Source organism: Paenibacillus sp. M2 (assembly GCF_046713495.1).
GTDB classification, from domain to species: domain Bacteria; phylum Bacillota; class Bacilli; order Paenibacillales; family Paenibacillaceae; genus Paenibacillus; species Paenibacillus amylolyticus_B.
On sequence record NZ_CP169648.1, the window covers coordinates 2,492,173 to 2,516,566 of the forward strand.

The 24,394-nt window shown below is 45.4% G+C and carries 25 protein-coding genes; 23 read left to right on the forward strand and 2 right to left on the reverse strand.

Annotated features, from left to right (window positions below; translation table 11 throughout):
• Positions 1-24 precede the first annotated feature (24 nt).
• The 6 genes from rpsP to ACETMN_RS11550 all read left to right on the forward strand — a co-directional run bounded on the left by rpsP (position 25) and on the right by ACETMN_RS11550 (position 4,135).
• Complete coding sequence (gene rpsP, locus ACETMN_RS11525; RefSeq protein ID WP_017689219.1) at positions 25-297, forward strand: 30S ribosomal protein S16; 273 nt, start codon at positions 25-27, stop codon at positions 295-297.
• Positions 298-320: 23 nt separating this feature from the next.
• Complete coding sequence (locus ACETMN_RS11530) at positions 321-551, forward strand: KH domain-containing protein (RefSeq protein WP_024630185.1); 231 nt, start codon at positions 321-323, stop codon at positions 549-551.
• 340 nt (positions 552-891) lie between these two features.
• On the forward strand, positions 892-1,404 hold the full coding sequence (gene rimM / locus ACETMN_RS11535; protein WP_091017336.1) for a ribosome maturation factor RimM: 513 nt from the start codon (positions 892-894) through the stop codon (positions 1,402-1,404).
• A 1-nt stretch (position 1,405) separates the two neighbouring features.
• Positions 1,406-2,173, forward strand: a complete 768-nt coding sequence (trmD, locus tag ACETMN_RS11540; RefSeq protein ID WP_091017334.1) for a tRNA (guanosine(37)-N1)-methyltransferase TrmD — start codon at positions 1,406-1,408, stop codon at positions 2,171-2,173.
• 188 nt (positions 2,174-2,361) lie between these two features.
• Entirely contained in the window at positions 2,362-2,736 is a 375-nt protein-coding gene (locus ACETMN_RS11545) for a VOC family protein (RefSeq protein ID WP_091017332.1), read from the forward strand.
• Between the two features lie 151 nt (positions 2,737-2,887).
• Entirely contained in the window at positions 2,888-4,135 is a 1,248-nt protein-coding gene (locus ACETMN_RS11550) for a hypothetical protein (protein WP_091017330.1), read from the forward strand.
• A gap of 3 nt (positions 4,136-4,138) precedes the next feature.
• On the opposite strand, the gene ACETMN_RS11555 is transcribed toward ACETMN_RS11550, so the two are convergent.
• Positions 4,139-5,104 carry a polysaccharide deacetylase family protein gene (locus ACETMN_RS11555; RefSeq protein WP_091017328.1) on the reverse strand — a complete coding sequence of 322 codons (966 nt, stop codon included), beginning with the start codon at positions 5,102-5,104 and terminating at the stop codon, positions 4,139-4,141.
• 349 nt (positions 5,105-5,453) lie between these two features.
• Between ACETMN_RS11555 and rplS the strand changes: the two genes are divergently transcribed.
• The 11 genes from rplS to ACETMN_RS11610 all read left to right on the forward strand — a co-directional run bounded on the left by rplS (position 5,454) and on the right by ACETMN_RS11610 (position 14,195).
• Complete coding sequence (gene rplS, locus ACETMN_RS11560; protein ID WP_017689212.1) at positions 5,454-5,795, forward strand: 50S ribosomal protein L19; 342 nt, start codon at positions 5,454-5,456, stop codon at positions 5,793-5,795.
• 357 nt (positions 5,796-6,152) lie between these two features.
• Complete coding sequence (gene lepB, locus ACETMN_RS11565; protein ID WP_047842465.1) at positions 6,153-6,773, forward strand: signal peptidase I; 621 nt, start codon at positions 6,153-6,155, stop codon at positions 6,771-6,773.
• A gap of 30 nt (positions 6,774-6,803) precedes the next feature.
• Positions 6,804-7,667 carry a ribosome biogenesis GTPase YlqF gene (ylqF, locus tag ACETMN_RS11570; RefSeq protein WP_036670353.1) on the forward strand — a complete coding sequence of 288 codons (864 nt, stop codon included), beginning with the start codon at positions 6,804-6,806 and terminating at the stop codon, positions 7,665-7,667.
• A 465-nt stretch (positions 7,668-8,132) separates the two neighbouring features.
• Positions 8,133-8,834, forward strand: a complete 702-nt coding sequence (locus ACETMN_RS11575) for a ribonuclease HII (protein ID WP_091017327.1) — start codon at positions 8,133-8,135, stop codon at positions 8,832-8,834.
• Positions 8,835-8,879: 45 nt separating this feature from the next.
• Entirely contained in the window at positions 8,880-10,922 is a 2,043-nt protein-coding gene (locus ACETMN_RS11580; protein ID WP_341072913.1) for a DNA ligase, read from the forward strand.
• Entirely contained in the window at positions 10,919-11,230 is a 312-nt protein-coding gene (locus ACETMN_RS11585) for an EscU/YscU/HrcU family type III secretion system export apparatus switch protein (protein ID WP_091017323.1), read from the forward strand. The genes ACETMN_RS11580 and ACETMN_RS11585 overlap by 4 nt, the downstream gene beginning before the upstream one ends.
• Positions 11,224-11,622: a YraN family protein gene (locus ACETMN_RS11590; protein ID WP_091017321.1), complete on the forward strand. Its 399-nt coding sequence runs from the start codon at positions 11,224-11,226 to the stop codon at positions 11,620-11,622. Before ACETMN_RS11585 ends, ACETMN_RS11590 begins: the two co-directional genes overlap by 7 nt.
• A 321-nt stretch (positions 11,623-11,943) precedes the next feature.
• Positions 11,944-12,105, forward strand: a complete 162-nt coding sequence (locus ACETMN_RS11595; RefSeq protein WP_139331839.1) for a paeninodin family lasso peptide — start codon at positions 11,944-11,946, stop codon at positions 12,103-12,105.
• A gap of 60 nt (positions 12,106-12,165) precedes the next feature.
• Positions 12,166-12,711 (forward strand): carboxypeptidase-like regulatory domain-containing protein, encoded by a 546-nt coding sequence (locus tag ACETMN_RS11600; RefSeq protein ID WP_411736146.1) that lies wholly within the window; start codon positions 12,166-12,168, stop codon positions 12,709-12,711.
• Between the two features lie 65 nt (positions 12,712-12,776).
• The gene (locus ACETMN_RS11605) at positions 12,777-13,361 is read left to right on the forward strand and encodes a carboxypeptidase-like regulatory domain-containing protein (protein WP_411736147.1); all 585 of its coding nucleotides are present in this window, start codon (positions 12,777-12,779) and stop codon (positions 13,359-13,361) included.
• A 282-nt stretch (positions 13,362-13,643) separates the two neighbouring features.
• Complete coding sequence (locus ACETMN_RS11610; protein ID WP_091017317.1) at positions 13,644-14,195, forward strand: nitroreductase; 552 nt, start codon at positions 13,644-13,646, stop codon at positions 14,193-14,195.
• A gap of 250 nt (positions 14,196-14,445) precedes the next feature.
• Here ACETMN_RS11610 and ACETMN_RS11615 read toward each other — a convergent pair whose 3' ends face one another.
• The gene (locus ACETMN_RS11615; protein WP_091017315.1) at positions 14,446-16,056 is read right to left on the reverse strand and encodes a YifB family Mg chelatase-like AAA ATPase; all 1,611 of its coding nucleotides are present in this window, start codon (positions 16,054-16,056) and stop codon (positions 14,446-14,448) included.
• 480 nt (positions 16,057-16,536) lie between these two features.
• Here ACETMN_RS11615 and ACETMN_RS11620 point away from each other — a divergent pair, with 480 nt between their 5' ends.
• The 6 genes from ACETMN_RS11620 (at position 16,537) to trmFO (ending at position 24,380) form a co-directional block, all read left to right on the forward strand.
• Positions 16,537-16,992, forward strand: coding sequence for a MarR family winged helix-turn-helix transcriptional regulator (locus ACETMN_RS11620; RefSeq protein WP_036609387.1), 456 nt, complete (start codon positions 16,537-16,539; stop codon positions 16,990-16,992).
• A 243-nt stretch (positions 16,993-17,235) separates the two neighbouring features.
• Positions 17,236-18,396: an ADP-forming succinate--CoA ligase subunit beta gene (gene sucC / locus ACETMN_RS11625; RefSeq protein ID WP_036609384.1), complete on the forward strand. Its 1,161-nt coding sequence runs from the start codon at positions 17,236-17,238 to the stop codon at positions 18,394-18,396.
• Between the two features lie 63 nt (positions 18,397-18,459).
• Entirely contained in the window at positions 18,460-19,389 is a 930-nt protein-coding gene (sucD, locus tag ACETMN_RS11630; RefSeq protein ID WP_036609382.1) for a succinate--CoA ligase subunit alpha, read from the forward strand.
• A 244-nt stretch (positions 19,390-19,633) separates the two neighbouring features.
• Complete coding sequence (gene dprA / locus ACETMN_RS11635; RefSeq protein WP_091017311.1) at positions 19,634-20,764, forward strand: DNA-processing protein DprA; 1,131 nt, start codon at positions 19,634-19,636, stop codon at positions 20,762-20,764.
• Between the two features lie 116 nt (positions 20,765-20,880).
• The gene (topA, locus tag ACETMN_RS11640) at positions 20,881-22,980 is read left to right on the forward strand and encodes a type I DNA topoisomerase (RefSeq protein WP_091017309.1); all 2,100 of its coding nucleotides are present in this window, start codon (positions 20,881-20,883) and stop codon (positions 22,978-22,980) included.
• Positions 22,981-23,036: 56 nt separating this feature from the next.
• Entirely contained in the window at positions 23,037-24,380 is a 1,344-nt protein-coding gene (gene trmFO, locus ACETMN_RS11645; protein WP_373419843.1) for an FADH(2)-oxidizing methylenetetrahydrofolate--tRNA-(uracil(54)-C(5))-methyltransferase TrmFO, read from the forward strand.
• The last annotated feature ends 14 nt before the right edge of the window (positions 24,381-24,394 follow it).

The window sequence follows — 24,394 nt, forward strand, 5'->3', positions numbered from 1 at the left end:
TCATTGAAGGAGGTGAATTTTCAAATGGCAGTTCGTATTCGTCTGAAACGTATGGGTGCTCACAAAGCTCCTTTCTACCGCGTAGTGGTATCGGATTCCCGTTCCCCACGTGACGGTCGTTTTATCGAGGAGATCGGTTACTACAACCCGGTTGAACAACCGGCTGTTGTTAAGATCGATGAAGATAAAGCATTGGCATGGCTTCAAAACGGTGCACAAGCATCTGACACTGTCCGCAACTTGCTTAGCAAAGCGGGCGTGATGAAGAAGTTCCACGAGTCTAAATTATCTAAATAAAGTGCTGATTCGGAGGGTCATCTATGGAAGAATTAGTAAGCATAATTGCTAAGGCTTTAGTCGATCATCCGGAAGATGTGGCGGTTCGGACGGTTGAGAAAGACCGGCTTGTCGTTTATGAGTTAACCGTTCATCCTGACGATGTCGGGAAGGTAATTGGTAAACAGGGACGAATCGCGAAATCACTTCGTACGGTCGTCACATCAGCAGCAGTTAAGATGGATAAACGGGTTACCGTTGATATCATATCTTAAAGATATACGAAAGGGGGTTAGGATGCATGTCCTAGCCCCTTTTCGTGCATGCTGAAACTAATATGTTAGACTAGATATTATAATGTATTAAATTTTGGGGTATGAGTGACTTCGGAGCAGTACAGGGGACGGAATCGATTCTGGAGAAGCGTTAGCGCTCGCCTTAAAGCTTTCTGAAAGAAAGCTACATCGGAAGCATACGCTATCACCTCATTTTCACCTTTTAAAGCAATTTTCAAAATGAGGGGGTAACAGCGATCGAAAGAACGAACCGTCGCCGGAACGGCTGTACCAGAGTCGAGGTACCTGTTTAATTTGATTTAATTTTATAGGAGGATTTATGGCAGAGTTTATGAATGTAGGTAAAATCGTTAATACGCATGGAATTCGCGGTGAGGTGAGAATCATGCCTATAACCGATTTCCCAGAAGTGCGTTTCGCGAAAAATGCAGAGTTGTTTTTCTTTACACCAGATAATCATCCCGTCATAGTTAACGTGGAATCTGCACGTTTGCATAAGAATATGTATATTCTTCGTCTGAAAGAGTATGGCAATATTAATGAAGTAGAGAAGTTTAAGGGCGGCATGGCCAAAGTGTTGAAAGAGAATCTGGCTGAATTGGAGGAAGGTGAATACTACTTCCATCAAATCGTTGGGTGTTCGGTTATCACCGAAGAGGGTGAAACGCTTGGAACCATCTCTGAAATTTTGACTCCGGGTGCCAATGATGTATGGGTTGTCAAAACGCCTGCAGGTAAAGAAGTGCTGATTCCCGTTATTGATGATGTAGTACTTGATGTGGACATCGAAAAGAAGCAAGTGAAGATTCACCTGATGGAAGGGCTGCTGTAACATGAAAGTGGATGTATTAACGCTATTTCCGGAGATGTTTGACGGTGTGTTCGGAGCAAGCATTCTGGGTAAAGCTCAAACGAAGGGGCTCGTATCCCTTGGTGCAACCAACTTCCGTAATTATGCGACCAATAAACATAATACAGTAGATGATGCTCCTTACGGTGGGGGTGGGGGCATGGTGCTGAAACCAGATCCGATCTTTGCTGCTGTAGAAGATGTTCTGGAGCAACGCGGAGAAGCTGCGGCATCGATGAAATCTCCACGTATCATTCTAATGTGTCCGCAAGGTGAGACGTTTACACAGAAAAAAGCAGAAGAACTTGTGCAAGAAGATCATCTGATTTTTATATGTGGACATTATGAAGGTTACGATGAGCGTATCCGCGAATTTCTCGTGACGGATGAACTATCCATTGGTGATTACGTACTCACGGGTGGGGAGTTACCTGCTATGGTTGCGATCGACAGTATCGTACGTCTTATACCCGGTGTGCTTGGCAATGAGACAAGTGCTGTGACGGATTCATTCAGTACTGGACTCCTCGAATATCCACACTACACACGTCCACCCGAGTTTAGGGGCATGAAAGTACCGGATATGCTGTTGTCGGGACATCATCTGAACATTGAGGCATGGCGCAGAGAACAGTCGTTGCTTCGTACGCTGGAGCGCAGACCGGAGATGTTGGAAAAGGCCGATTTGACGGATAAAGAACGTATTTGGTTGAAAAAGATACGCCCGAACCGTAAAGATAGCACAGAGTAAGTATATGTATCGTATAAACACGTAAATATTATTTTCCAGAGTTCGAAAAGGCCGACCTTGATACCAAAGGTTGGCTTTTTTTTGTGTACATTGAAAAGAATACTGGATTTTCATTAGTATATTTTATAAAATGTAAGTATAAATAATGAAACTGAGTTTCATCAAATGAAACAAAAGGAGGTGTATGAATGACTTACAATATTATTGGTCTTGATCATATTCAGCTCGCGGCACCTGAAGGTTGTAAAGCGGAGGCACGTCATTTTTTCAATAACCTGTTAGGCTGGACGGAGATTCCCAAACCTGAAATTCTGAGAAAACGGGGTGGTGTATGGTTCGAGTGTGGCAGACACCAAGTGCATATTGGAGTACAAAAAGATTTTATTCCCGCCACAAAAGCTCATCCGGCATTTCATGTACAACATTTGGATCAGTTGCGTGATCATCTCATTCATAACCAAATTCATATTGTCGATGACGAAGCAAGAGCAGATGAAGGAGTAAGACGTTTCTATATAAATGATCCTTTTGGCAATCGCCTTGAGTTTTTAGAGTGGGTTTAAAATCATTCATTTAAATGGTTTAATTACGTAGGCACTTTATTGCAGATTTGAACTTTTTTGCATGATTCTAAATAGGGTTGTAAAAGAAAGGGATTTTCTTTATGGTGAACTCAGCTGGAATTGAATATAAAGATAGCTGAGGAGGAAGGTTATGAATCATCAGCCTTATGAAATCGCGAGAGTAGATATTAGCCAAGCTGGAGAACGCTGCAAAATGCTTTTGGGAGATCTAAATGGGGATGGCAGACTTGAGATGTTGCTGGTACAGGCAGATGGGGGTATAGACGATCGGTATGTCCCACATCAGGTATGTTGTTTGACTGCGTTTGATCTGGAAGGAACATTACTATGGCAGGTTGGAACTCCTGATCCGGATGCAGGTGGTCCGGGTTCAGACTATCCCGCTCAGATCGCAGATTGGGATGGAGATGAAAATAATGAAGTTTTGTGTGTCATGGACAAACAATTTCTCGTGTTGGATGGCCGGACCGGAGAGATCAAAGAAACACGTGATCTGCCAGGGGATGAAGCACATGACTGCATTATTCTCGCCAACCTGACGGGTAACCAGCAGAAAATGGACATTATATTGAAAGACCGCTATAGGACGTTATGGGCACTCGACCATGATTTTAATTTGTTATGGAAGCATGAAGGGAATCCGGGACATTTTCCATGGGTATATGACATCGATGGAGATGGGAAAGATGAAGTGATGGCCGGATATGACATGCTGGATCATGATGGGACGTTGTTATGGTCTTGTCATAATCTCGAGGATCATGCTGACTGTATATGGTTTGGAGACGTTGACGGTGATGGGCAAGTTGAGGTTGTCATTGGTGGCAGTGTTACGGTCATGATGGACCGCTATGGTAATGAGAAGTGGCGTTATGAAGATTCGATTGAATCACAGCATATTGCATTGGGTCATTTTTGTACTGGAATGGAAGGTTTACAGATTGCAGGCCTGGACCGGATTGTCCGAGGGGATGAGCATGGTAAGGATGGAATGTTCATGCTGGATAGCGCAGGGCAAGAAATTTGGAAAGAAAATCGCGCGACTCGGGGCTGGTTAACCATTATAGAGCCTGTGTGTAACTGGGATGAGGGTGGACTCGATTATATTTTGGCGTATCGCAGAGGTGGAGATGTGTTGCCTTCTTTGGTAGATGGAGATATGAAAACGGTTACTGAATTCCCGAAAGAGGGATATGCGGTGCATGCAGACCTGGTTCAGACGGGGAAAGAACAGATCATTATCTATGACGCAGAGGAAGCGGTGATGTATTCCAGCTCTCCGATGACATTATCACTTACCGATGCAAAAAGAGCCAAGCCACAGCTTAAAATGCTGTATAGCTCGACTCTGTATCCGGGCGGTGAAGTTAAAATCTAGATTTTACTGGTCATTCTCCGATGCAGATAATTCGTTCTGCGGACTGGATTCGGGTTGAAGCAAGATCGCCAAATCAGTACCTGTCGTGACCGTCAAGCGAGGCAGCTTCATGGGATGATCTCCTGGATGCACAAATCCAGACTTTACGGTAAAGGCCATGCGATATCCATGTTGCTGTAACTTGTAGATCATCTGTGTACTGGTATAACCAAAAGGATAGGCCAGATAAGGTGTGTCTATTCCGGTTTGCTTCATATGCTGGATATCATCATCCAGAAGACTGGTGTCCAGACCGACAGGAACACTGTTACCACAGCGCATAAATCCCTTGTGATGCAGGTTATAGGTATGGCTGTTAAATTCAAATACATCAGTTGCTGCCTGCATCTCTGGTTTGGAGATGAAACTGTTAATTGCGGGCTCAAATTCCGAAGGTTGATCTTGAATTTTACTGCCTATGACAAACAGCGAGGCATGAAAATTATATTTTTGAAGCACAGGGTAAGCTAATGTATAATTGTTCTGGTATCCATCATCAAAGGTAATCACAATGGATTTCTGTGGCAGGGAAATCTTCCCGCTAACATATTGCTCAAGCTGATCCAGTGTAATCGTGCGGTAGCCTTCATCATGCAGGTATTTCATATTTTGCTCAAAATCCTCCAGATTAATGATGGATTTATTATCTGTCTCGTGATTATTCAATTTGGGCTCTATGTAATGATACATCAGTACAGGTACTTCTGTAGCAGTACCTTGTTCAATCCTGAAGGTAGAACGATCCAGCGCAGATTGGTTGGAGAAGTCAGTGTGTGACAGCTCGAATGCTTTGCGTTTGACTATGTCCCAGGATGTGCAGGCTTTGTGTGACAGTGCATTCGTTGGGTGAGTTACGGCATATGAATATAGTGTAATGGAGCATGTGAGCATGGCGAGTAGGACAAGTGTGATCTTTTTCCAATATTTCATAAGTCTGGGTATTCTCCTTTTAAAGTGGTCAATAAGTTATATCATAGACGATATTACTACACTGGAAGTTACAGTTTTTTTTCCTGTATCAGGTTGACTTGCAGATTAGAGCGTTGATTCACTATCCATATGGGAGAATGTATTTTAGGATGAAGTTAACATGTGATGGATGAGTTTCAGAGTGGCAGATTGAACAATAGGCATTTGTTTAAATTCTCTTGTGTTTTGATATGCTGCGTGATACAATAAGTCTGTTATGTGGAATACGGCGGTCCTCTATGGATGATGAAGGAGACAAGGTGATCTCTGGAAGAAGTATGAACGCCTGTATGGAAGGAGGGAGTCATAGATGAATATCGTTCAAGCGATTACACAAGAACAACTTCGCAAGGATCTTCCGAGTTTTCGTCCTGGTGACACTTTGAAAGTGCACGTTAAGGTAATCGAGGGAACTCGCGAACGTATCCAATTGTTCGAAGGTGTTGTGATTAAACGCCGTGGTGGTGGAATCAGTGAGACTTTTACAGTTCGTAAAATTTCTTACGGTGTAGGTGTGGAAAGAGCTTTCCCGCTTCATTCCCCTAAAATCGATAGAATCGAAGTGGCTCGCCGTGGTAAAGTTCGTCGTGCGAAGCTTTATTATCTTCGTGAACTACGCGGTAAAGCAGCGAGAATTAAAGAAATTCGTTAATATAACGGATACCGGGAAGGGCTTGGAGACAAGCCCTTTTCGTTTTTGTCCGGGAAAAGTTGAACCGGAGGTACACTTCCGAGTAAAATGGTATGGCAACACATGCGGTGAATAGTCCGGGAGGCTTGTAAAGTCAGTTATTGAAGTGCGTGTTCAAAAGACCGGTTTCAGTACCGACTTTTTGAACAACCTCTTGAAGGCATTTGAATTGTGGATTAAATGTACTGTAATGCTTGGTGAAAGATTACATAACTGATGTGAATGTTTTGTATCCATCCATTGAGTTATTGGAACGATACAGAATGCTGGATGTGTGTACTGCTATAAACATGTACTGTGAAGAGAGGAAGATCTTGAATGGAACAAGAAGTTCAACATGACCAGGGCAATCCTGCCGAAGAGAAAAATAGTCGATCCAAAAAAGCCAAAAATGAAATTGTTGAATGGCTTAAAGCTATTGTTATCGCATTAGTTCTTGTCATTCTCATTCGGTGGTTGCTCTTCAAACCGTTTGTTGTGGACGGTCCGTCCATGCAGCCGAACTTTGAAACGGGTGAACGTGTGATTGTCAACGAAATCTTATATGATATCAGAGAACCGAAGCGCGGTGAAGTTATCGTCTTCCACGTACCATCCGAAGGTCGAGATTTCATTAAACGTGTTATTGCTGTAGAAGGTGATACCGTTGAGGTTCAAGACGATACCGTGATGGTTAACGGTAAAAAGGTTGATGAAACGTATATTCAAGGAGCCATTGATGCAGCTGAAGCAAATGGTGGAACCTATAACGTGAAGGATTTCCCGAATGAACAGTTCCCTGATGGCAAAGTGCCGGCAGGTCATGTGTTTGTCATGGGAGATAACCGTCCAAATAGTACAGACAGCCGTATGATCGGTTATGTTTCGTTAAAAGATATTATTGGTCGTGCAGATGTGATTTTCTGGCCGATCGGTGAGATCAAGTGGATCAACCACTGAAATTGAAGTAAATAATGAGGTGAAGACAAGTTGACGATACAATGGTTTCCAGGTCATATGACTCGAGCCAGACGCCAGATTCAGGATAAGTTAAAGCTCATCGACGTGGTCATCGAACTATTGGATGCCCGTCTGCCTGTCTCCAGCCGTAATCCAATGATTGATGAAATATTGCTGGATAAACCCCGGATGATTTTGTTGAACAAATCGGATTTGGCAGATGCAAAAGTGACGCAAGAATGGATTGAATATTTCAAAAAAGAAGGAATTACCGCTTTTCCTGTAGATGCTTCGACGGGAACGAATGTTAAAGATATTCCCGTTCAGGCCAAGCTTCTTCTTAAAGAAAAAATTGATCGTCAAATTGCCAAAGGGATTAATCCTCGTGCGGTTCGCGGGTTGATCGTAGGGATTCCCAATGTAGGTAAATCAACACTGATTAACCGACTGGCTGGACGGAGTATTGCGTTAACAGGAGATCGTCCTGGTGTGACGAAGGGGCAACAGTGGATCAAAGTTGGCAAAGAAATGGAGTTATTGGATACTCCGGGTATTCTTTGGCCCAAGTTCGAAGATCAAAATGTAGGTTATCGTCTTGCCGTAACAGGTGCAATCAAAGAGGAAATTTTGAATGCAGAGGATATCGCCTTTTTTGGAATCAGCTACCTGATGCGTTATTACTGGGACGCTCTTGAAGAGAGATACGGACTTCAGGAGTTCTCCAAAGATGCAGATGATTCAGACAGTGTTATTGCGATTATGGAACAAGTCGGTCGTATCCGTGGATGTGTTGTAAGCGGTGGACGCATTGATCTGGAAAAGGCATCACGAGCATTTCTGCGTGAACTGCGAGCGGGAAAAATGGGACGTTTTTCTATGGAAGCTCCCTATTAAAAAAATGGACTCTACACGATGAAGATCATTATCTTCATTTGTTCATTTCATATATACAAGTGCCGAAAGAAGCGGCCGTTACCGGATTACCGGGAGCGGTCGTTTTTTTGTGTATACAAACGCGGAAGAAGAGCTGGAACATACGTCGAAAACGATAAAATGGAAGAGGATTGAAGAACAGTACGCTTTATGGAATTGGCTGACCTATATATCAGGTGCATCTAATTCGTGCTATGATGAATGGTGGTGCAATTTAAATTAGACGAGGTCTGATATATTCAATTTAAACCATCAAATACCGATAAATGAAGACATAACTATCTTTATTATTGTAAACCTCAAGGAAAAGTTTTGCTGTGAGAGACAGGTTGTACAGAACAAAAGACAGAGGATCTGCGTCTATATTATAAAAAAGTTGTAAGTGATACGCATGCTGAAAATGCGTGGGTAGAGGAGATGAGTATTATGTTTGAAAATAATGAAGAGATCGGGTTGAATCTACTGGATACACCGATTGGACCAAAGAAGAAAAAAGAAGCCAGTGAACCTCGAGACCTGTTGCTCTACGAGCGGGAGTATTGGGACAGTGGATTTGAACGTATTGCTGGCATTGATGAGGTAGGACGGGGCTGTTTGTTTGGGGATGTTGTTGCAGCGGCGGTTATTTTACCGAAGGATCTTATCCTGGAAGGTGTGAATGACTCCAAGAAATTAACGGAGAAAAAACGAGATGCATTATATGACATCATTATGGAAAAAGCGCTGGCGGTAGGTATCGGGTACGCGGATGCAGAGACAATTGATCGGCTTAACATCAAGCAGGCTGCGAGACTTGCGATGAAACGAGCTGTTGAAGCATTGGGAGAAACTCCTGATTATATGCTGGTGGATGCCGAGAAGGTGGATGTAAATGTACCTCAACTATCCATCATTAAAGGTGACGCTAATAGTCAATCGATCGCAGCGGCATCTATTATTGCCAAGGTAACGCGAGATCGGCTGTGTAAGGAAGAATGGGATACGTTATATCCGGAATATGGTTTGTCGATACATAAAGGATATGCAACAAAAGTTCATCGGGAGCAAATTATGGCATTGGGGGCAACCCCGATGCATCGGCGCAGTTTTCTGGGCAACCTGCTTGGAGAGCAACAATCGTTGTTTTAACACAGGTTTGAAGAAAGGAGGGGGAGAGATTTGAATATCGGTTCCATGATAAAGGGATTAATGGGAGATAGTAAGCCCGGCAATGCCAAACCGCTTGAATTAAAGGAAGGTCAGGTGGTTCGTGGCTCCGTCGTTAGTGTATCCGATGATGGAGGAGAAGCAGTTCTGCAGATTCAAGGTGTGCAAGTGCGCGCCAAGTTGGAGACTCCACTCCGTCCGGGTGAGACCACGTTGCTTCAAGTGCAGCCTCCAGGTGAAAATGGCATAACGGTAATGAAACCTATGACGGGTGCACTTGCTGAGCTGCCACAAGCTTCGCTGAACAACCTGCTTAAGGATGTAGGACTGCCGGATACAAAAGGGAACCGGGAGCTGTTACTTGCCATGCAGCGTAGCGGATTGCCGCTAACGAAGGATAATGTGGCTATGGTCCAGAATATGATGACTGCCAAACCCGCACAGGTTCCTGTGGAAGAATGGGTGCAGGCGACGGGGATTGCTTTTCAGCGTGGTCTTCCGGTTACGGCGGAAACAGTAAAAGGATTACACCAGACGGTGTTTGGCCCCCCTCTGCACCAGTTGTTAAGTGGGTTGGCTGACCAGTTGGAAACGATGCTTACTCAAACTACAGGTAAACCGGTATTGCCTGGAGAACAATCTGCTGCGATGAAACCAGCAGTCATGGCTGGTGCACCTGTTGTGCCGAATGCATCACAGGCGGAAGAAGGATTGGTTGCATCAAGCAATGGTCGTCAGGTGACTGGAACCGGAACGCCTGCTTTGTCGACGCAACAAGGACAAACGGCATTGGCAGGATCTATATCCATGACGGATGGCGGGGCAGAGGATGCAGGTACTGCGGTGAAAGGAAACCTGCAGACTGGCGCAGGGGCAGGAAATGCTGAAGCCGGGGCAAAGGCAGTTGCCAGCAGCGTTGAAACGGCTGGCAAAGGGGGCGCAGGTATTCCGTCTGGAACCGGAATACCTGGGGAGAGCCCGCGCGGAGCTGACGCGGGCCAAGTCGGGAGCCGCCCGGGTACACCGGGGGCGGCAGCTGAATCTGTGGCTGGCCGTGTAATTACAGGCCAGCCTGAAACAGGCGCGGCCGGGCGGACTGACGGCCGCGCTGAAACGCCTGCTGCTGCGGGGACGCCGTCCGCAGCAGGCCAGGCGGCGCCAGCAGCGCCTACGGCAGCGCAGCTGGCGCCCAAGCTGCTGGCGCTGCTGGACGCCCTGCGCAGCGCGTCCACTGCCGCACCGGCACAGCCTGGTGCGGCAGCACAGGCCGCCCCTGCATCGCAGGGCGGCCAGGCGGCTGCGGCTGCCGGAGGCGTGCCGCAGCCGTTGCCAGCCGGCGCTGATGCGCCGCCGGCTGGCGGTAATGCCGCAGCACCTGCGGGAGCTGCGGCAGTGCACGCGCCTGTCACCCACGAGGGGGACCCGTGGGTGGGGCGCGTGCTGAAGCTGCTCGGTGCGGAGCACGAGCAGCAGGCCGTTCACGGCGCGGCAGCGCAGCCGCGCGTGGGGGATGCGGCGAGTCCGGCGAATGCGGACACGCTGAAGGGCTTGCTGCTGCAGCTTGCCAGCAGCGAAGGTGCACCGGCGGCGCTTAAGGATGCCGCCGGACAGGCCGTGCAGTATCTGACAGGTCAGCAGTTATTGCTGACGACAGATCGCAGTGCTACCTTTGCACAGATGCACTGGTTTATTCCGATCACTGGACCGGACGGGGAAGAAACGGCGTCTGTTCAGATTCAATCACGTCGTGGACCTCGTGGAGAGCTGGATGCGTCCAACTGCCGTCTATGGTTTGATCTGGACATGAAAAGTCTTGGGCCTACTCTGGTAGATGTCCATGTGGTTAATAACATTGTCAGTCTGCGTGTATTGAATGATCGCGAAGGAATGGGACCGCTCCTGGAGAGCGGACGAGAGGTCATCCATCAGGCATTGGACAAGCTGGGCTATCAACTGCTGACCTTCAAGGCGGAAACGTGGCCTGTGGGCCAGGAGCCGGGCGCGGAGCGGAAAATGACGGCCTCGGATTATAGTCCTGAACGTTACAAAGGGGTGGACTTGAAGGTATGAAAGACGAGTCGTCACAACCGGACCTGCTCTCCAAAAAGGCGGTTGCCCTAAAATATGTTCCTGGAGAGAGTGAAGCACCTGTTGTTATAGCTAAGGGGCGCGGTAAAGTGGCAGAAGCCATTCTGGATAAAGCCAGAGAAAACGGCGTGGCAGTTCAGGAGGATGCAGCACTTGTGGAGGTACTCTCCAAGTTGGATCTGGATGAACAGATTCCGGCAGAACTGTATCAACTGGTCGCAGAGGTGCTAACGTACGTCTACCGTGCAGATCGAATGGCCTCAGGACGTGAGGAAAATGAGTCATGGTAGACCGTAGATTGGGTCAGGAGCCAGGATTAAAGCTCACACGACAGCAGAAAGGCCGATTAGGTGAAGAGGCTGCCTGTCAATGGTTGCGAGAGAACGATTATCGGATCATTAGACAGAACTGGCGTTGCCGTAGCGGTGAAATTGACATCATTGCTTCCTGCGAGGGTCTGATTGTCTTTGTAGAAGTAAGAAGCAGAAGTGGAGCCGCTCAGTACGGTACACCTCAGGAATCGGTTGATATGCGTAAAATGCAGCAGGTGCGTTCAACCGCATCCGTTTATTTGCAAATGACGGGAGAGACGGAACTTCAGATCCGTTTTGATGTAATTGCCGTAATGCTCGATCAAGCAGGAAAACCTGTCTCTGTGAATCATATTGTTAATGCTTTTTAAGAATTACACTCAAAGTTATTGCTATATTAATTGATACGAATTGTATCTTTTTGATGTGAGTTGGTCAGTGATTTCGAAGTACAAGTTTAATTATGTCTTATCTTCGCATTCGTTTTAGTTTTAAAATTAGTTAATATACTAAAGCCGTAGTTCCTCTTTATACAGGAACTGCGGCTTTTTTTTGATTTAACTATGAAATCATTAAACAGAGGATAGAGCATTGATAATAAAATCATTGTATTTCAGAAATTTATAGATACAAAATGTATCATTTGTAATAAACTAAGAAAGTTGAAATTTAAAGAGAGGTTGGTGGGATGTATGAAAGAGCTTCAGAATACTTCGAACAACACAGTAAAACAAGTATGGGAGTGCCCTCGGATGGAAGTGCTGGATATCAGCGAGACCATGAACGGTGGACAGGGGATTTGGCAATATGTTTGGGACGGAGAATTCTGGAAGCTTGAACTTATGGTCAGTTAATTTAAGAGGTTAAAGAGGAATGTTTGATCAATAAAATAAATGGTGAGGTGTAGTGAGAAGATGCAGACAAGTATCAAATGGATCATTCGACTAAGTACACTATCTTTATGTTTCATATTGTTTGGAATCATGTATTCCGGAGTTTCTTATGCAGCCGATCCGTCTAGCCAGGCAAGTGTATCAGGTAAAGTTATTGATCGTCAGGGATTACCTGTCCAGGACGCTACTGTAAAGTATTGGCTTAATTATCGTGGAGATACGTCAGAGAAAAGCGTGAAGACGGATGGGAATGGACGGTATCGTATTATTGAGTCCGTTGAAGACAATACGGAAATTACTTTTGTAGTTGAAGCAGAGGGTTATGTGACGTACAGACACTATAGCTCCTACGGATTGTCCGGTGGAGAACAAATACAGCTAGATTTTCGTATTTATGAACCTTCCACGATTGTGGGAACGGTCAAAGATCAGGCGGGCAAACCTGTTCCAGATGCTCGTATAAAAGTATCAAGTGTCTTTGATCGTATAGTGAAATCTGATCAGCAAGGTCGATATGTGGTTACAGGAATTGATTACGCCTATAATCCGAACACTGCAATAGGGTAGATGCCGATGATTATATGTTATATGAACAGGGTCGATTGAGTGTCCGTGAGGGAGGAACCTTGAGAGTGGATGTTGTTTTGGCAGAGGCGGCACACGTGCGGGGAAAAGTTGTAGATGAGTCGGGCAATCCAGTAATTGGGGCTAAAGTTAATGCTGGAGGTTCGGCAACAACAGATGCTCAAGGTAACTATTTTATAAAGCGCGTGCCAACAGGCACCAGAACAATAACGGGGGAAGCAACAGGATACTTAAAATCTACTCAGAACGTTACCCTCGTACAAGGAGATCATAATACGTTTAATATCGTACTTAAGAAGGATGCAGATATTACACCTCCAGTAACCAAGTACAGATTAGTTCCTATTACAGATACTGTGAACGGGAAAATATACATCAAAGGATTTACATTCAGACTTCAGGCAACAGACGAAGTCAAAGGTTCGGGCGTAAAAACAACGCAATATCGAATCAATGGGGGAGAATGGAAGAACTATGAAGGACCCGTCAAGTTTTATGCCCCTGATGTCAAGGTGGTAGAGTACTACAGTACAGATGCTGCAGGTAACCAGGAGAAGTATAACAAAATGGATTTTGTTAATGGCACATTTGAAGGGAATGGCACGTTTGAAGGGGAGAGTTACGACGATTGATTACTCGTTGATATGATATGTGAATGAATAACATGAGAATAAAAGACGGTTCTGACTTGATGATCCCTCTTGGTGAATCAAAATTCAGAGTCGTCTTTTCTATTCGTAATGACCTTAACGGTAATGATCTCTGCCGCCCCTTTGAATCTCGCGATCAGATGGGTGTATAATCAAGAAGGTAAACAGGTAATCTTTTATGTCATAAAGAAATTATATTGAATGTACAAAGCCGCGAATCACTATTGCGGTTGCAAACGATTTTATAAACAGGAGGTACGGCCGATGAATAAAGCTACGAAAACAATAAATGAAGTCAGAAATGCGATTCAAAACCGTCGTACGGTGAAAAAATTCAAAAAAGAAGCTGTTCCTACACAGCAGATTATAGAATTGCTGGACACCGCAGTCTGGGCTCCTAACCATAAACTGCGTGAACCTTGGAGATTTTTATTGTTTACCGGGAATGGACGGAAGAAACTGGCTGAGGCTATTGATGCAGAAATGGGAGAAGATAACAAATTCTCAGCCAATATTATGCAAGTTCCATCCGTTATGCTTGTCGTGCTGGAAGAAGATCCAAGACAGAATATCTGGGACGAAGACTTCGCTGCAGTCAGTGCATTGGTCCAGAACTTTATGCTTGCAGCCTGGAGTGAAGACATTGGAACGTTCTGGGTGACCAAGCCATTTTTGTACGCTCCCAAATTCCGCAAACCGCTTGGAATAGAGGCGGGAGAGAAGATTGTAGGCATGATTTATATGGGATACCCTGATGTTATTCCTTCTGCCAAAGAACGCACACCAGCTAAGGACAAACTCACTCTTTTTGAATAATAAATTGTTAAATTATTGTAGACCTTAGCTATATACGATCCCCTTATGTTACAGGGAAATTTACGTACAAGTACCTTTCTTCACAGAAGAGAAGGGCTTGTACGTTTTTTATCATGTTGGCGTATCCGCATTGTAGAATCTGCATAAGAAATCTTTCTCGATCTTCCTCTGCTGTCTACAGTTTCATGCCCATTTCACTGCCTTTGGGTAAATCGACCCGTTCTTTTTCCATATGCTTCTTAAAATAGCTTCAAAATAAATTAAGATCCAGTTGACGATACTGGATGGCTTCAGCCACATGAGCTGTCACAATTTCACCTTCATGGTCCAGATCGGCAATGGTCTGTGCCATCTTGATAATCCGATCATGTGCACGCATGCTCAGGTTTAACGTTTGCAGCGTTTGCTCTAACAGTTGCTCTGCCTCTTGGGGGAGATGGATCGTTCGTCGCAAAAGCGTGCCCGAAAGCTGGCTATTCCAACGAACGGAACTTTTGGCATAACGTGTAGCCTGAATTAGATGAGCATGGATCACTTTTGCCTGCATTTCTTCAGAGGAAGGGGAAGCAGCAGACTTGCGCCACTCACCTGGTGGAGGAACCTCAACCTGAAGATCAATGCGGTCCAGCAGTGGTCCTGAAATTTTGGCTCGGTATGCGGCAACACGGGCTGGACTACATATGCAGCGTTGCTCCTCCGAATGAGCGGACAAATATCCGCAGGGACAGGGATTCATGGAACATGCTAGCATGAACTGGGCCGGAAAGGTGAATGCAGCGCGTGCCCGACTAATTGTCACTGTGCGATCCTCTAACGGCTGCCTTAATACCTCCAGCACTTGGCGCTGGAATTCAGGTAATTCATCCAGAAACAATATGCCCCGGTGGGCAAGGCTCACTTCACCCGGTTTCGGGATACCACCGCCTCCAATCAGACCAGAAGTGGATATTGTATGATGAGGCGAGCGAAAAGGTCTGTCTGCAATCAGGCCTTGAGGCGCTTCTTTCAACTTGCCTGCGGCACTTAATACTTTGGTGACTTCCAACGCTTCATCTTCTGACAAAGGAGGAAGGATGGAAGGCAGACGTTTGATTAACATCGTTTTGCCCGTGCCTGGCGGTCCAACGAGCAATATGTTATGCATGCCTGCTGCTGCAATCATAAGCGCGCGTTTTACATGATGCTGCCCCAGAACATCGCTATAGTCATCTGCAAATAATGGTGTTTGTCTTGGCTTCCTATCCGCCATCTTATGAGTCATATCCGTTATAGGAGCAGCGAGGTGTACATAATTTTTCAACACGACTGGTCCTGCATTCGAATTATTTGGTATCCCCACTGAGCTAGCGGGTTGATCTGGGTTTTCTGGAGCAATATCCTGTAAATGACGAATGCCAAACACCTGGATACCTCGAATCAGTGACGCTTCCTCCACGTTATCCAAAGGCAGGAGCACGGAGGTAAAGCCTTGTCGTTTGGCCAGATCCACCATGGATAAAATGCCGGGCACGGACCTGATCGAACCGTCCAACGCCAGTTCGCCAACCACTAGTGTCCGTTCCTTGGGAGGGAGTAAAAGCTGGCCGCTTGTCATGAGTAAACCAATAGCAATAGCTAGGTCAAAGGAGGATCCTTCCTTGCGCAGATCAGCGGGGGCCAGATTGATTGTGATCCGCTGTAAAGGATACTGATATCCGCAGTTTTTAATCGCTGCACGGACACGTTCAACGGCCTCACGAATGGCTGAATCCGGTAATCCGATGATGGACGTCTGTGGCAGACCATTGGATAAATCGGTTTCCACCTCGATCAGAACGCCATCGATTCCGTACAAACACGCACTGTGCAATTTTCCGTACATAACAAAGAAACACCTCACTCGATTCTTGACTCCGCATAATACGGGTCAGTCTACGAATTAAGGTGCTTCCTCAGCTTCTACTAAGCATTTTATATAAAAGGAATCATGGAGTCAACCTGTCATTATCATTGCTGTAGTCATCATTCCAGATCCCTGAATTTTAGTTATGGAAGGAAAACATTAAATAGCTATGGTGAAGATGGTCTATATATATCTTTCGTTATGATTATCAAATTTGGCGCAAGAAAACTCGAATCTATTCCATTGACCTTATGTATTATTTTTATTGAATTATGGGGATGTACTGCTGGTCATCTATTCATATTTATGTTTTACACAATCTAATTTATCATAATTAAATTGATTAGTAAAATCATTTGTGCTCAATTATTCTGTTTTTTTTCTATTTTGTGATAGTATAGAACTATAGTTCCTGTGTTATAAGGAATAGAATGCACAATAGGCAGGTGAGAAAGACATATGCAGACTGACAGTTTGAAGCTGGATAACCAATTATGCTTTGCCATATATGCTTGTTCACGTGAGATTACGAAGATGTACCAGCCTTATCTGGAGGTGCTCGGCGTAACGTATTCCCAGTATTTGGTGTTGATGGTTTTGTGGGAACGTGAAGAATGTACGGTTAAAGAGATCGGGGAGGCTCTCTATCTCGATTCGGGAACGTTGACACCCCTTCTCAAACGTTTGCAGTCAGCAGGACTTATTAATCGCGAACGCTCGGCTCAGGATGAACGAAAAGTATTAATTACACTAACCGACTCGGGCCGTGAGTTGCGGAACAAGGCATTATCCATACCTGAATCCATTCAGGGAGATGCGTGTTTGAACAGTACAGAGTTTGAAACATTGCTGGGTCAGTTCAAAGGATTGCTGGAGAAAGTTCACGAAACCAACACGAACGCAGCCAAAAAATAAAATGTAGTTTTACATCAAGGAAACCTCAGTTTTTAGCTGAGGTTTTTTCCATATATACCCAAGCATTCACAATATGGGATCATACTCATATCAAAATACTGTCTATTAAACATTAATTTTTTAAGGAAAGCGTTTTAAAAACGTGTTACAATGAATTGGGTTTAAGTGAAAATAGTCAACATTTGTCTTTTGTTAGTCTACCAACCCGCCTTGTTGCAGTCATGTTGATAGGAGGATTCGAGAATGAATATCCATGAATATCAAGGAAAAGAAGTACTGAAACAGTATGGAGTTACCGTTCCAAACGGAAAGGTTGCTTATACAGTCGATGAAGCGGTTGCGGCCGCAGAGGCATTGGGCAGTCCGGTGACTGTTGTTAAAGCGCAAATTCACGCAGGTGGCCGGGGTAAAGCCGGCGGCGTAAAAGTGGCAAAGAGTACGGATGAAGTTCGTGCCTATGCTTCCGAAATTCTGGGCAAAGTATTGGTAACACACCAGACAGGACCAGAAGGCAAAGAAGTGAAACGTCTTCTGATTGAAGAAGGATGCGATATCCGCAAAGAGTATTATGTGGGTGTTGTTGTGGACCGTGCCACAGGCCGTGTAGTTATGATGGCTTCCGAAGAAGGCGGTACTGAGATTGAAGAAGTAGCTGAAGCTACACCTGAGAAAATTTTCAAAGAAATCATTGACCCTGCCATTGGATTGCAAGTGTTCCAGGCCCGTAAACTGGCTTACAGCATTAAGATTCCAAATGAACTGGTGAACAAAGCTGTTAAGTTCATGCTCGCGCTGTACACTGCATTTGTCGAAAAAGATTGCTCTATTGCCGAGATCAATCCTCTCGTTGTTACCGGAGATGGAAACGTTATCGCGCTAGATGCAAAATTGAACTTTGACTCCAACGCCCTGTTCCGTCATAAAGACATTTTGGAACTGCGTGACCTGGATGAAGAGGATGAAAAAGAAATCGAAGCTTCCAAATACGACCTCAGCTACATAGCACTTGATGGCAACATCGGCTGTATGGTCAATGGTGCGGGACTTGCGATGGCAACGATGGACATTATCAAATACTACGGTGGAGACCCGGCCAACTTCCTTGACGTTGGGGGCGGTGCGACAACGGAGAAGGTGACTGAAGCATTTAAGATCATCTTGTCCGATGCCAAAGTAGCTGGGATCTTCGTTAACATCTTCGGTGGCATCATGCGCTGTGATGTTATCGCCAATGGTGTTGTTGAAGCCGCGAAGCAGCTTGGCCTGACCAAACCGCTGGTTGTTCGTCTTGAAGGAACTAACGTGGAGCTTGGCAAACGTATTCTGGGTGAATCTGGCCTGAATATCGTTCCTGCTGATTCCATGGCCGATGGTGCACAGAAAATTGTTGCCCTCGTAAAATAAGTTCATTCCTTAGTACCGGAGCTGTCCGGGAATTGAAAAATAACCGTAAGGATGTGAAGCAACGTGAGTATTTTGATCGATAAAAATACAAAAGTCATTACGCAAGGCATTACGGGTTCAACGGGAATGTTCCACACGAAGGGCGCATTGGACTACGGAACCCAGATGGTAGGCGGAGTTACACCGGGTAAAGGCGGAACTAATGTGGATATCACGTTGGAAGACGGCACAGTAGCTAGTCTGCCGGTGTTCAACACTGTGCAGGAAGCGAAGGAAGCTACAGGCGCAACAGCGAGCGTCATTTACGTTCCTCCTGCATTTGCAGCAGATTCCATTATGGAAGCTGTTGATGCTGAGCTGGACCTCGTAATCTGTATTACAGAAGGTATTCCGGTTCTTGACATGATCAAGGTTGACCGCTTCATGGAAGGTAAAAATACCGTCCTGATCGGACCAAACTGTCCAGGTGTCATTACACCAGGCGAATGTAAAATCGGTATCATGCCTGGTTATATCCATATGGCAGGGCACGTAGGCGTTGTTTCCCGTAGTGGAACACTTACCTATGAAGCCGTTCATCAACTGACGACACGTGGCATTGGACAATCTTCTGCTGTAGGAATCGGGGGAGACCCTGTAAAAGGCTCCGAGTTCATTGATATCCTCAAACGGTTCAATGAAGATCCACAGACTCATGCGGTCATCATGATTGGTGAGATTGGTGGTACAGCTGAAGAGGATGCTGCAGATTGGGTACGTGAAAACATGACCAAACCGGTTGTTGGCTTTATCGGTGGCGTAACAGCGCCTCCAGGCAAACGGATGGGCCATGCTGGCGCTATTATCTCTGGCGGTAAAGGTACAGCCAAAGAGAAAATTGCGAAGCTGGAATCATGTGGAATCAAAGTAGCACCAACTCCTGCTGAGATGGGTTCAACTTTGGTGAGTGTACTTGAGGAACGCGGTATTTTGAATTTGTGCACGACACATTAATTCTTTTTCGTTATAATAGAAGAAACGGCTCGGAAATGATTTATTTCTGGTAGACCGACTATTATGGTTACGGAAAAGGTAAGCAACCTTTTGTCCTTGAACAGGGCGAAGGGTTGCTTTTTTTGCGTTTTTTTACGGGAAAAGGGGGAGGAATTGTCTCTCATCTGCGTAAACGCTTGCATTCCGTGGTCACTTAACACACAATATGAGGGAAGATCTCTTCCCACTTTGGGAGGTTTATGGTATGGAAGAACGATGGATCTTGTTTGGGTTGCATGAGATGGAGGGTATTGGCAAGAAAACAATCTCGAAACTGATTTTGGGACAACATGAATTAACCGAACTATTGAATTATGGGGAAAGCGACTGGGTCGCAGCAGGCTTGCGCAAAGATCAGGCTGCCCGTTTGGCTAGCCAATTTACTATCGACTGGATTGAGAGTAAAAGAGAACACGTTTACAATCAGGGGATAGAGGTTATTACTTATCTGGATCAGAATTATCCCATATTAATGAAGGAAACCGTTCAGCCTCCCTGGGTAATGTATGCTCGAGGGGATGTTAGTTTGCTACACGATTCGTCTATTGCCATGGTGGGAACTCGTATGCCAACCGTGTATGGACGCAAAGTTGGGGAAAAGCTTGCAGAGCAATTATGCAATGCAGGACTGACGATTGTAAGCGGGCTTGCCCGCGGTATTGATAGCGTATGTCATGAGGCAGTACTACGTGCAAAGGGAAAAACGATCGCAGTATTCGGAACAGGGATTGATAATATATACCCTCCCGAAAATACAAGTCTCGCTGAGCGAATCGCGGAGACGGGGCTGCTTTTGTCGGAGTATCCACCAGATACGAGAGCGCGCCAGGGATTATTTCCGGAACGGAATCGAATCATTGCCGGTCTGACACTGGGAACATTGGTTGTTGAGGCTGACATTCGCAGTGGTTCACTCATTACAGCAGATGCTGCGCTTGAAGCAGGCAGGGATGTATTTGCAGTCCCTGGACCTATTACATCGCCGAAAAGTCGGGGAGCACACAATCTTATCCGTCAAGGGGCCAAATTGGTCACTTGTGCAGCAGATGTATTGGAAGAGTATCGATTGGGCTTGCCAAATGCAGAACAACTTCCTTACAATAGAGGACGTTCGACCGAAACAACCGAGCCTTCCGGGCGAGGGATATTCGCTGAGGTTAAGCTCTCTCCAGATGAACAACGCGTGATTTATCTGTTGGAACAGGGAGAACAATCATTGGATCAAATGGTTGAGCTGCTTGGTTGGGATTTTGGACATTTGCATTCAGTTCTGTTATCTTTAATCATAAAAAAGCAGATTAGCCAATTACCAGGCACTAAATACGCGAGGGTATGACGAAGCTACAACCTACGTAGTGCGTGGAAATATATAATTAGCAGAAGTTATTAACTATGCATAAGCTTACAGAAACAGTTTCATGACAGTTTCATGACTGAGAGGAGGATGAACCTATGGCGGATGCACTCGTAATCGTGGAGTCGCCCTCAAAGGCGAAGACGATAGGCAAATATTTAGGCAGCAAGTTCATCGTAAAAGCTTCGATGGGGCATATTCGCGATTTGCCAAAGAGTCAGATCGGCGTTGAGGTAGAGAATGATTTTAATCCGAAATATATTACGATCCGCGGCAAAGGTTCAATTCTGAAAGAACTGAAGGATGCACGTAAGAAAGTGAAAAAAGTGTATCTCGCAGCTGACCCGGATCGCGAAGGTGAGGCTATCGCATGGCATTTAGCCCATGCCCTTGAACTGGACGATACGGCAGATTGCCGGGTAGTATTTAATGAAATTACAAAACAGGCGGTCAAAGATGCGTTCAAAACGCCGCGGAAAATCAATATGGATTTAGTTAACGCGCAGCAGGCAAGACGTATTCTGGATCGGCTCGTTGGATATAAAATTAGTCCGTTATTATGGAAGAAAGTGAAAAAAGGTTTGTCAGCAGGCCGAGTTCAGTCCGTGGCTGTTAAAATCATTTTAGATCGTGAAAATGAAATTGATGATTTTGAGCCGGAAGAATACTGGAGCATTACCGCCAAACTGACAGCAGACGGCAATCCGTTTGAAGCCAAGTTTCATAAACTGAACGGGGCCAAAACAGAGCTGGGCAGTGAAGCGGAAGTGCAAGAGATCCTGAAACAGATCGAAGGTGCAGACTTTACGATCAAGGAAGTTAAAGAGAAAGAACGGAGCCGTAACCCCTCCGCCCCGTTTACGACAAGTTCTCTGCAACAGGAAGCGGCACGTAAATTGAATTTCAGAGCTTCCAAGACGATGTCGGTCGCCCAACAACTATATGAAGGTGTAGACCTTGGAAAAGAAGGCACAGTAGGTCTCATCACGTATATGCGTACGGACTCCACACGAATTGCGACATCTGCACAAGAAGAAGCCAAAGAATATATCGTTGGTAAGTATGGTGAGCCATTTGCACCTGAGACTCCACGAAACTATTCCAAAAAAGCAGCTAATGCTCAGGATGCGCATGAAGCGATTCGTCCAACTTCAATTCTGCGTGACCCTGACTCAATCAAGTCATTCATGAGTCGCGATCAGTTCCGGTTGTATAAACTGGTATGGGAACGTTTTGTAGCGAGCCAGATGTCTTCGGCTATTCTGGATACACTCTCTGTAGATATTGCTGCGGGGGACACCATTTTCCGTGCAGCAGGTTCGAAGGTACGATTCCAAGGTTTCATGAAGGTATATGTTGAAGGAAACGACGATGGTACAACCGATGAAGATCGTCTGCTGCCTCCGTTGAAAAGTGGAGATGTGCTTGAGAAGCAGGAGATTGAGCCAAAACAGCATTTTACACAACCGCCACCCCGATATACGGAGGCAAGGTTGGTTAAGACGCTTGAGGAATTGGGTATAGGGCGTCCGAGTACATATGCGCCAACACTGGAGACCATTCAGAAGCGCGGATATGTTGCAATTGAGGAAAAGAAATTCATGCCAACGGAGCTTGGTGAACTGGTCATCGAACAGATGGAAGAGTTTTTCCCGGAAATCCTGAATGTAGAATTTACCGCAAACATGGAAGGTGATCTTGACCATGTGGAGGAAGGTTCGGAGGATTGGGTCAAAGTACTCGCAGAATTCTATGAATCTTTTGAGAAACGGCTTGAATTTGCGGAAGAAGAAATGAAAGAAATCGAGATTGAAGACGAAGTATCGGATGAGATCTGTGAGAAGTGCGGCAAACCGCTGGTTTATAAACTCGGACGTTTTGGCAAGTTTCTTGCGTGCTCTGGCTTCCCTGATTGCCGGAATACCAAACCGATTATCAAGGATATCGGCGTGACTTGTCCGAAGTGTAAGGAAGGTCATGTTGTAGAGCGTCGTAGTAAAAAAGGACGTATTTTCTACGGTTGTGACAAATATCCTGAATGTGATTTTGTCTCATGGGACAGACCTTCAGCTAAACCATGTCCAAGTTGCGGATCGCTAATGATTGAAAAGCGGAACAAAAAGGGAGCACGATTGCAGTGTACTTCATGTGATCATCAGGAGCCGGTGGATGAACCGGATGACGAATCAGCAGATTAGTATATATGTGAATCAATTCAATTATAGTGAAATATGAAATTGCTTTATGGGGGTAAATGATTTTGACGAATGAACAACAAGTAACCGTTATTGGTGCCGGGCTGGCAGGAACAGAAGCGGCCTGGCAGATTGCAAGTCGCGGCGTACGCGTAAAATTATACGAGATGAGACCTGTTGTGAAAACGCCAGCTCATCATACGGATAAATTTGCAGAACTGGTATGTAGCAATTCGTTGCGTGCGAATGGATTGACCAATGCAGTGGGTGTGTTAAAAGAAGAAATGAGAATGCTCAATTCTCTTGTATTGTCAGCAGCAGACAAACATGCGGTTCCCGCAGGTGGGGCACTTGCTGTGGACCGGGATGGATTTTCAGGTGAGATTACATCCACGTTGCACCAGCATCCGCTCATCGAAGTGGTGAATGAGGAACTAACTTCTTTGCCGGAAGATGGCATCGTTGTTGTTGCAACGGGGCCGCTGACTTCACCTGCATTGTCTGAGCAAATCAAGGCACTAATGGGGGAAGAGTATTTCTACTTCTATGACGCAGCTGCACCGATCATCGAAAAAGATTCAATTGATATGAATAAAGTGTATCTGGCTTCCCGTTATGATAAGGGTGAAGCGGCATATCTGAACTGTCCGATGACAGAAGAAGAGTTTGATGTCTTCTATGAAGCTCTCATTACTGCTGAAGTCGCTCAATTAAAAGAGTTTGAGAAAGAAATCTACTTTGAAGGCTGTATGCCAATCGAAGTGATGATGAAACGCGGAAAACAGACGGCTCTGTTTGGTCCAATGAAACCGGTAGGTCTGGTTAATCCTCATACAGGAGAGTTGCCACATGCGGTTGTTCAGCTTAGACAGGACAATGCAGCTGGAACCCTGTATAACTTGGTGGGCTTCCAAACGCATCTGAAGTGGGGAGAACAGAAACGTGTCTTTTCTCTTATTCCTGGACTTGAAAATGCAGAATTTGTTCGTTATGGCGTAATGCACCGAAATACATTTATTAACTCTCCTAAACTGCTTCTTCCTACGTATCAGTTTAAAGAGCGTCCTAACCTGTTCTTTTCAGGTCAGATGACGGGTGTAGAAGGATATGTGGAATCTGCTGCATCAGGGCTGATTGCCGGCATGAACGCAGCCAAAGCAGCACTTGGGCAGGAACTGGTGGTATTGCCGGTAGAAACAACACTTGGCAGTATGGCTCAGTATATTACAACTGCTGACTTCAAGCACTTCCAACCAATGAACGCAAACTTTGGTTTGTTGCCGAAGCTTGAAACGAAGATCCGTAACAAAAAGGAAAAAAATGAAGCTCTTGCACAGCGTGCACTGGATGGCATCACTAGTTTTGCTGCGGCAGAAGGTCTAACTGTTCCAGAACGCGTATAAATTATTCGTGGGAG

Excerpts from the sequence above, each read along its gene's own strand:
- ACETMN_RS11600 (WP_411736146.1), top strand. The coding sequence starts at position 12,166 with ATGCAGACAAGTATCAAATGGATCATTCGACTAAGTACACTATCTTTA.
- dprA (WP_091017311.1), top strand. The coding sequence starts at position 19,634 with ATGGAAGAACGATGGATCTTGTTTGGGTTGCATGAGATGGAGGGTATT.
- ACETMN_RS11585 (WP_091017323.1), top strand. The coding sequence starts at position 10,919 with ATGAAAGACGAGTCGTCACAACCGGACCTGCTCTCCAAAAAGGCGGTT.
- rpsP (WP_017689219.1), top strand. The coding sequence starts at position 25 with ATGGCAGTTCGTATTCGTCTGAAACGTATGGGTGCTCACAAAGCTCCT.
- ACETMN_RS11620 (WP_036609387.1), top strand. The coding sequence starts at position 16,537 with ATGCAGACTGACAGTTTGAAGCTGGATAACCAATTATGCTTTGCCATA.
- ACETMN_RS11580 (WP_341072913.1), top strand. The coding sequence starts at position 8,880 with ATGATAAAGGGATTAATGGGAGATAGTAAGCCCGGCAATGCCAAACCG.
- lepB (WP_047842465.1), top strand. The coding sequence starts at position 6,153 with ATGGAACAAGAAGTTCAACATGACCAGGGCAATCCTGCCGAAGAGAAA.
- trmD (WP_091017334.1), top strand. The coding sequence starts at position 1,406 with ATGAAAGTGGATGTATTAACGCTATTTCCGGAGATGTTTGACGGTGTG.
- ACETMN_RS11550 (WP_091017330.1), top strand. The coding sequence starts at position 2,888 with ATGAATCATCAGCCTTATGAAATCGCGAGAGTAGATATTAGCCAAGCT.
- trmFO (WP_373419843.1), top strand. The coding sequence starts at position 23,037 with ATGATTTTGACGAATGAACAACAAGTAACCGTTATTGGTGCCGGGCTG.
- rplS (WP_017689212.1), top strand. The coding sequence starts at position 5,454 with ATGAATATCGTTCAAGCGATTACACAAGAACAACTTCGCAAGGATCTT.
- ACETMN_RS11590 (WP_091017321.1), top strand. The coding sequence starts at position 11,224 with ATGGTAGACCGTAGATTGGGTCAGGAGCCAGGATTAAAGCTCACACGA.
- ACETMN_RS11575 (WP_091017327.1), top strand. The coding sequence starts at position 8,133 with ATGTTTGAAAATAATGAAGAGATCGGGTTGAATCTACTGGATACACCG.
- ACETMN_RS11545 (WP_091017332.1), top strand. The coding sequence starts at position 2,362 with ATGACTTACAATATTATTGGTCTTGATCATATTCAGCTCGCGGCACCT.
- topA (WP_091017309.1), top strand. The coding sequence starts at position 20,881 with ATGGCGGATGCACTCGTAATCGTGGAGTCGCCCTCAAAGGCGAAGACG.
- ACETMN_RS11530 (WP_024630185.1), top strand. The coding sequence starts at position 321 with ATGGAAGAATTAGTAAGCATAATTGCTAAGGCTTTAGTCGATCATCCG.
- ACETMN_RS11615 (WP_091017315.1), bottom strand. The coding sequence starts at position 16,056 with ATGTACGGAAAATTGCACAGTGCGTGTTTGTACGGAATCGATGGCGTT.
- rimM (WP_091017336.1), top strand. The coding sequence starts at position 892 with ATGGCAGAGTTTATGAATGTAGGTAAAATCGTTAATACGCATGGAATT.
- ACETMN_RS11555 (WP_091017328.1), bottom strand. The coding sequence starts at position 5,104 with ATGAAATATTGGAAAAAGATCACACTTGTCCTACTCGCCATGCTCACA.
- sucC (WP_036609384.1), top strand. The coding sequence starts at position 17,236 with ATGAATATCCATGAATATCAAGGAAAAGAAGTACTGAAACAGTATGGA.
- ACETMN_RS11595 (WP_139331839.1), top strand. The coding sequence starts at position 11,944 with ATGAAAGAGCTTCAGAATACTTCGAACAACACAGTAAAACAAGTATGG.
- ACETMN_RS11610 (WP_091017317.1), top strand. The coding sequence starts at position 13,644 with ATGAATAAAGCTACGAAAACAATAAATGAAGTCAGAAATGCGATTCAA.